Genomic DNA, 7171 nt, shown 5'->3' with positions numbered 1-7171 from the left:
GGCAGCGGTCGAGGAAGGGGATGACCCGCCGCGCCACCGCCTGCCCGTAGAAGACGTCACCGGCCAGCACCAGGTCGACCGCCGGCGGCGGACCGGCTGTAATATCTTCGCCGATTGTCGTGATGGCGACGCCGTTGGCCGCCGCGTTGAGGCCGAGCGCGACGACGCCGTTGCAATCGATTTCCGTCGCGAGCACCTCGCGCGCGCCGGCTTTGGCCGCGGCGATGCCGACCAGCCCCGAGCCGGCGCCGAGATCGAGCACGCGGCGGTCCATGACGATCGAAGGCCGGTCGAGCACATAGCGCGCCAGCACGGCGCCGCCCGCCCAGGCATAGGCCCAGTAGGGCGGTTGCGGTTCGGCCGCGCTTTCGTCGGCGTCGCCGTCCGGTTCCAGCAGCCGCCTCAGCCCGCTGCCAGGGTGGGCCATGTAGAGGCGGATTTCGGGCAGCGACGGCACCGGCGTTAGCCGCATGTTCGCCTTGATGAATTCCGCCGGATCGGGGCTTCCGCGGCGCGCCGGCGCCACGTCGGCAGCGTGTTCGCTCAAATCTATTCCCGCAATGCGCGCCGCAGGATCTTGCCGACCGGTGTCTTCGGCAGTTCGGTGCGGAATTCGATGTATCTCGGCCGCTTGTAGCCGGTCAGGTTCTCGCGGCAATAGGCGGTCAGCGTCTCGACGGTGAGCGCCGGATCCTTCTTGACCACGAACAGTTTCGGCACCTCGCCGGAATGTTCGTCAGGCACGCCGATCGCCGCCGCCTCGAGCACGCCGGGATGCTGCGCGACGACCTCTTCCAACTCGTTCGGATAGACGTTGAAGCCGGAGACCAGGATCATGTCCTTCTTGCGGTCGACGATCTTGGTGTAGCCGCGCTCGTCCATGAAACCCATGTCGCCCGACTTGAAGAACCCGTCCCTGGTCATCACCTTGGCGGTCTCGTCGGGCCGGTTCCAGTAGCCGGCCATCACCTGCGGCCCGCGGATGCAGATCTCGCCGACCTCGCCGAGCGGCACGTTGTTGCCGTCGTCGTCGCGGATGGCGATCTCGGTCGAAGGCAGCGGCAGGCCGATCGTGCCGGTGAACTCGCTGGAGCTGAACTTGTTGGCGGTCGCCACCGGCGAGGTCTCCGAAAGCCCGTAGCCTTCGCTCACCGGACAACCGGTCAGCGCCTTCCAGCGCTCGGCCACGCCCTTCTGCACCGCCATGCCGCCGCCAAGCGTCAGGATCAGCGGCTTGAAGTCGAGCTTGCGGAAATCCTCATTGTTGAGCAGCGCGTTGAACAGCGTGTTGAGGCCGGGGAAGATGTGGGCCGGGTATTTCTGCAGTTCCTTGACGAAGCCCGGAATGTCGCGCGGGTTCGGGATGAGCACGTTCTGGGCACCTTGCTGCATGCCCATCAGCGCGTTCACCGTCAGCGCGAAGATATGGTAGAGCGGCAGCGCGCAGATGAAGTTCTGGTGCGCCGGCTTCGGCTTGAACCTGTAGGCATCCTCCACCCAGAGCGAATTCTGCGCGACGTTGGACAACACGTTCCGGTGCAGCAGCGTCGCGCCCTTCGAAATGCCCGTCGTGCCGCCCGTATATTGCAGGAAGGCGATATCGTCGCCCGAAACCGCCGCCGGCTTGAAGGCGTTTGCCGAGCCGGCCTTCAGCGCGGCGTTGAACCGGACATGGCCGGGCAGCGACCAGGCGGGAACCATCTTCTTCACCCGCCGAACGACGAGATTGACGATCGTGCCCTTGAGGCCGCCCAGCAGGTCGCCCATCGCCGCCACCACCACATGCTTGACCGGCGTCCGGGCGATCACCGCCTGCAGCGTGTTGGCGAAGTTTTCCAGGATGACGATGGCCTGCGCGCCGGAGTCCTTGAGCTGATGCTCCAGCTCGCGCGGCGTGTAGAGCGGGTTGACGTTCACCACCGTGAAGCCGGCGCGAAGCACCGCCATCATCGCCACCGGATATTGCAGCACGTTCGGCATCATCAGCGCCACGCGGGCGCCCTTCTCCAGGCCTTTCGACTGAAGAAAGGCGCCAAAGGCGGCCGAAAGCCGCTCGAGCTCGGCGTAGGAGATCGACTTGCCCATGCACACATAGGCCGGCTGGCCGGAAAACTGCTTGCAGGCACCGACGAGGAAGTCGCCGATGGAATTGTAGGGCAGCGGGCCGATCTCGGCCGGCATGTTCTTCGGATAGTTTTTCAGCCACGGCTTTTCCGGCAGCCCGGCGGTGAGCTCCGTGATCGCCTTCGGCAGCCGCCTGGCCGGCGCCGAGGCCGGTTTTGCGGTTGTGGGCTTGCCGGCGGCCGCCGGCTTGTCGGTCTTTGTGGTTGCAGCCTTGGTGGCGGATTTGGGGCTCGTCGCAGCGGCCTTCGGCTTGGAGGTGGCCTTTGCAGGTGAAGACGCTTTGGCTGGTGAAGCGGCCTTGGAAGGTGAAGCCTTGGGCGCGCCGGCGTTAGCGGCCGCGGCCTTGGCTTTTGCCTTCGCCGGGGGCGTTGTCTTTGCTGCTTTTGCCACCAAATCCCTCCCTGGTATCCTTGGTCTCACAGTCTCGTGTCGCGCCCGCCTCCAATGTCAGAGGCCTCCTCCGCTGGCGCCGATTGCGGATTCCCCAAGAAATCCGGCATGCCGTCTATGTATTGCGTCTATCGGCGGCCGTGCAAGTCTTGCCCCAGCGGCAGCGGCGGAAAGATTTGCCGTCGAAACCTGTTCCTCCAACCGTCGCTTGAACTGCGCGCCGATTGCGAGCCGGATTGCGGGCGGGAAGCTCCCGGATCTGATTTCGGGAGGGGATCGATCAATAAAAAAATGCGGTCGTTAACAATGTCGTGAGCGAAAAATTCTACTCACTATTTCCGCTATTTGAGGAAAATCCGGATTCTTTTCCTGCTTACCATGGGGTACGCAAACGGGGTGTTCCAAAGCCCTAAAAACGGTGCTTATATGCGCGCTTCTCGAGCCTGATAGAGGGGCTTGGAAGAACATCAGGGAGTGCTCAATGAAAAAGACAATGACTTTTGCAGCCGCGTTGCTGGCTGCAAGCGTCCTGGGTGGCATGGCCAATGCAAAGACGCTTGTCTATTGCTCGGAAGCGTCGCCGGCCAATTTCGACCCGGGTACGACGACGGGCGGTAACGACTTCGACGCCTCGTCGCGCACCGTCTATTCGCGTCTGGTCGAGTTCAAGCATGGCGGCACCGAGATCGAGCCCGGCCTTGCCGACAAATGGGAAATCTCGGACGACGGCCTGGTCTATACTTTCCACCTGCATCCGGGCGTGAAGTTCCAGACCACCGACTATTTCAAGCCGACCCGCGACCTCAATGCCGATGACGTCGTCTTCTCGTTCGACCGCCAGTTCAACAAGCAGAATCCGTGGAACGGCGAGAAGTATCTGCCGAACCTGACCTGGGACTACTACACCGGCATGGACATGCCGAAATATGTCGCCAAGTGGGAAAAGGTCGACGACCTCACCGTCAAGCTGACGCTGACCGAGCCGAACGCGCCGATGCTGGCCAATCTCGGCATGGACTTCGCCTCGATCGTGTCGAAGGAATATGCCGACCAGCTCGAGAAGGACGGCAAGATGGCCGACTTCTCGACCAAGCCGATCGGCACCGGCCCCTTCCAGTTCGTCGACTACCAGCTGGATTCGGTCATCCGCTACGCGGCCAACCCCGACTACTTCAAGGGCAAGGAGAAGATCGACGATCTGGTCTTCGCCATCACGCCTGATGCGACCGCCCGCATCCAGAAGGTGCTGGCGGGCGAATGCGACGTGGCTCCCTATCCGAACCCGGCCGACATCGCCACCATCAAGGCCAACAAGGACGTGACCCTGCTCGATCAGGCCGGCCTCAACATCGGCTATATGAGCTACAACACGACGATCCCGCCGCTCGACAAGCCCGAGGTTCGCCATGCGCTCAATCAGGCGATCGACCGGGAAGCCCTGATCAAGTCGCTGTTCCAGGATGCCGGTGCTACGCCTGCCCAGAACCTGATCCCGCCGACGATGTGGTCTTGGGACAAGGACGTGAAGTTCGATTCCTATGATCCGGAAGCGGCCAAGAAGGTGCTGGCCGATGCCGGTCTGAAGGAAATCCAGCTCTGGGCTTCCGACCGCGTTCGTCCTTACAACCCGAACTTCCAGCGCGCGGCCGAACTGATCCAGGCCGACTGGGCCAAGGTCGGCGTCAAGGCCGAAATCGTCAACTACGAGTGGACGAAGTATCGCGAGGAAGGCAAGAAGAAGGAGCGTCCCGGCGCCTTCCAGATCGGCTGGACCGGCGACAACGGCGATCCGGACAACTTCTTCGCCACCCTCTTTGCCTGCTCGGCCATCGGTGTGTCGAACTACTCGAGCTGGTGCGACAAGGACTTCGAGGACCTGATCCAGAAGGCCAAGAAGACCAGCGACCAGGGCGAGCGCACCAAGCTCTATGAGCAGGCGCAGGTGATCTTCGCCAAGCAGGCGCCCGCCTTCCTCCTGGCCCACAGCCAGGTCTACTCGGTCGTTCGCAACAACGTCACCGGCTACAAGATGGACCCGCTCGGCATTCACCGCTTCGACGGCGTTGACAAGTCCGAGTAATATTGCGAACGGGGCGGCGCAAATTCCAGCGCCGCCCCATTCCATTTGACGATGCTCCGATATCTTCTCAATAAAATCGCCCTCCTGATCCCGACCCTGGTCGGCATCACCATCTGCGCCTTCGCTTTCGTCCGGCTGCTGCCCGGCGATCCGATCCTGGCCATGGCCGGCGAGCATGGCGTATCGCCCGCGCGCTACGAAGAGCTCAAGGAACAGTTCGGCTACAATCTGCCGATCTGGGAGCAGTACGCGCGCTATGTCGGCGAGGTCGCCACCGGCGATTTCGGCGTTTCCATTTCGTCCAAGCGCCCGGTGATGGAAGAGTTCAAGACGCTCTTCCCGGCGACGCTGGAACTGTCCTTCTTCGCCATGATCTTCGCCATGGTGATCGGCATCCCGGCCGGCATATTCGCGGCCGTCAAGCGCGGTTCATGGTTCGACCAGTCGCTGATGGGCACCGCCCTTGTCGGCTATTCCATGCCGATCTTCTGGTGGGGCCTGCTGCTCATCATCTTCTTTTCCGGCTATCTCGGCTGGACGCCGGTATCGGGCCGCATGGGCCTGCAGTTCTTTCTGAAGCCGATCACCGGCTTCATGACCATCGACAGCATCCTCTACGGCAAATGGGACGCGCTGCGCTCGGCGCTCAGCCACCTCGTCCTGCCGGCGATCGTGCTCGGCACCATTCCGCTGGCGGTGATCGCCCGCCAGACGCGCTCGGCCATGCTCGAGGTGCTGGGCGAGGACTATGTCCGCACCGCCCGCGCCAAGGGCCTTTCCACCGCCCGCGTCATCGGCGTGCATGCCCTGCGCAACGCGCTGATCCCGGTGGTCACCACCATCGGCCTGCAGGTCGGCACGCTGCTTGCCGGCGCCATCCTTACCGAGACCATCTTCGCCTGGCCGGGCATCGGCAAGTGGATGGTCGATTCCATCTTCAAGCGCGACTATGTCGTCGTGCAGTCAGGGCTGCTTTTGATCGCGCTCATCGTCATGGCCGTGAACCTCATCGTCGACGTGCTCTACGCCGTCATCAACCCGCGTATCAGGGCGGCGTGATGAGCCAGTCGACCGAAATCGCCCCCATGGCCGCCGGCAGCCCGGACCGACTGACCGGCTTCAAGACCTTCTGGCACTATTTCTCGGTCAACCGCGGCGCCGTCATCGGCCTGTTCGTCTTCATCCTTTTGGTGCTGGCCGCGCTCTTCGCGCCGCTGCTTGCGCCCTACGCGCCCGACGTGCAGGACAAGACCGCGTTCCTCAGGCCGCCGGCCTGGCAGACGGGCGGCAGCACCCAATATCTGCTCGGCACCGATCCGGTCGGCCGAGACATCCTCTCGCGCCTGCTCTACGGGGCGCGCTTCTCGCTGCTGATCGGCGCCGTCGTGGTCACGCTGGCCCTCACCGGCGGCATCACGCTCGGCCTGCTTGCCGGTTATTTCCGCGGCTGGGTCGACGTCGCGATCATGCGCGTCATGGACCTGATCCTCGCCTTCCCGTCGCTGCTTCTGGCGCTGGTGCTGGTCACCATCCTCGGTCCCGGCCTGTTCAATGCGATGCTGGCGATCTCGCTCGTCCTGCAGCCGCATTTCGCCCGCCTGGTGCGAGCCGCCGTCATGGCCGAGAAGAGCCGCGAATATGTCGTGGCGGCCAAGGTCGCCGGCGCCGGACATCTGCGCCTGATGCTTCGCACCATCCTGCCGAACTGCCTGGCGCCGCTGATCGTCCAGGGCACGTTGTCCTTCTCGAACGCCATCCTGGAAGCCGCAGCACTTGGCTTCCTCGGCCTCGGCGCGCAGCCGCCGACGCCGGAATGGGGCACCATGCTGGCCTCGGCGCGCGAGTTCATCCTGCGCGCCTGGTGGGTGGTGACCTTCCCTGGCCTCGCCATCCTGATTACCGTGCTCGCCATCAACCTGATCGGCGACGGCTTGCGCGACGCGCTCGATCCGAAGCTCAGGAGGTCGTGATGGCATTGCTCGACATCCACAACCTCGTCGTCGAATTCCAGACCGCCTCAGGCCCGTTCCGCGCCGTCGACGGCGTATCGCTCCATGTCGACGAGCGCGAGGTGCTCGCCATCGTCGGCGAGTCCGGCTCCGGCAAGTCGGTGTCGATGCTGGCGGTGATGGGCTTGCTTCCGTGGACCGCTACCGTCACCGCCGACCGCATGACGTTTGGCGGCCGCGATCTCCTCAAGATCAGCCCGGCCGAGCGCCGCAGGATCATCGGCAAGGACATCGCCATGATCTTCCAGGAGCCGATCGCCAGCCTCAATCCGTGCTTCACCGTCGGCTTCCAGATCGAGGAGGTGCTGCGCTTCCATCTCGGCATGGACCGGGCGCAGCGCCGCGCGCGCGCCATCGAGCTTTTGAAGCAGGTCGGCATTCCCGAACCGGCCGAGCGGCTCAATTCCTTCCCGCACCAGATGTCGGGCGGCCAATGCCAGCGCATCATGATCGCGATGGCGATCGCCTGCAATCCGAAGCTCCTGATCGCCGACGAGCCGACGACGGCGCTCGACGTCACCATCCAGAAGCAGATCCTCGATCTGCTGGTCTCGCTGCAGGCCAAATA

At 63.7% G+C, this 7171-nt stretch carries 6 protein-coding genes; 4 read left to right on the top strand and 2 right to left on the bottom strand.

Annotated elements, in window-relative coordinates:
* Both EOA38_RS22815 and EOA38_RS22810 read right to left on the bottom strand, forming a co-directional pair.
* Positions 1-472 (bottom strand): 50S ribosomal protein L11 methyltransferase (locus EOA38_RS22815; RefSeq protein WP_145966033.1); only part of this gene is annotated, 472 nt, incomplete at its 3' end.
* A gap of 77 nt (positions 473-549) precedes the next feature.
* Positions 550-2514: a long-chain fatty acid--CoA ligase gene (locus EOA38_RS22810; protein ID WP_127300317.1), complete on the bottom strand. Its 1965-nt coding sequence runs from the start codon at positions 2512-2514 to the stop codon at positions 550-552.
* A gap of 481 nt (positions 2515-2995) precedes the next feature.
* On the opposite strand from EOA38_RS22810, the gene EOA38_RS22805 reads away from it, so the two are divergent.
* From EOA38_RS22805 to EOA38_RS22790, 4 genes are all read left to right on the top strand, one after another.
* The gene (locus EOA38_RS22805; protein ID WP_126090443.1) at positions 2996-4594 is read left to right on the top strand and encodes an ABC transporter substrate-binding protein; all 1599 of its coding nucleotides are present in this window, start codon (positions 2996-2998) and stop codon (positions 4592-4594) included.
* Between the two features lie 51 nt (positions 4595-4645).
* A complete protein-coding gene (locus EOA38_RS22800) occupies positions 4646-5653 on the top strand; it encodes an ABC transporter permease subunit (RefSeq protein WP_127300316.1) in 1008 nt (335 codons plus the stop codon).
* A 26-nt stretch (positions 5654-5679) separates the two neighbouring features.
* Positions 5680-6564 (top strand): ABC transporter permease subunit, encoded by an 885-nt coding sequence (locus EOA38_RS22795; RefSeq protein WP_245464923.1) that lies wholly within the window; start codon positions 5680-5682, stop codon positions 6562-6564.
* Positions 6564-7171 (top strand): ABC transporter ATP-binding protein (locus tag EOA38_RS22790; protein ID WP_145966032.1); only part of this gene is annotated, 608 nt, incomplete at its 3' end. The genes EOA38_RS22795 and EOA38_RS22790, both read left to right, overlap by 1 nt.

It is taken from the genome of Mesorhizobium sp. M1E.F.Ca.ET.041.01.1.1 (assembly GCF_003997355.1).
GTDB lineage: Bacteria > Pseudomonadota > Alphaproteobacteria > Rhizobiales > Rhizobiaceae > Mesorhizobium.
This window is presented reverse-complemented; position numbering and strand designations above follow the sequence as displayed.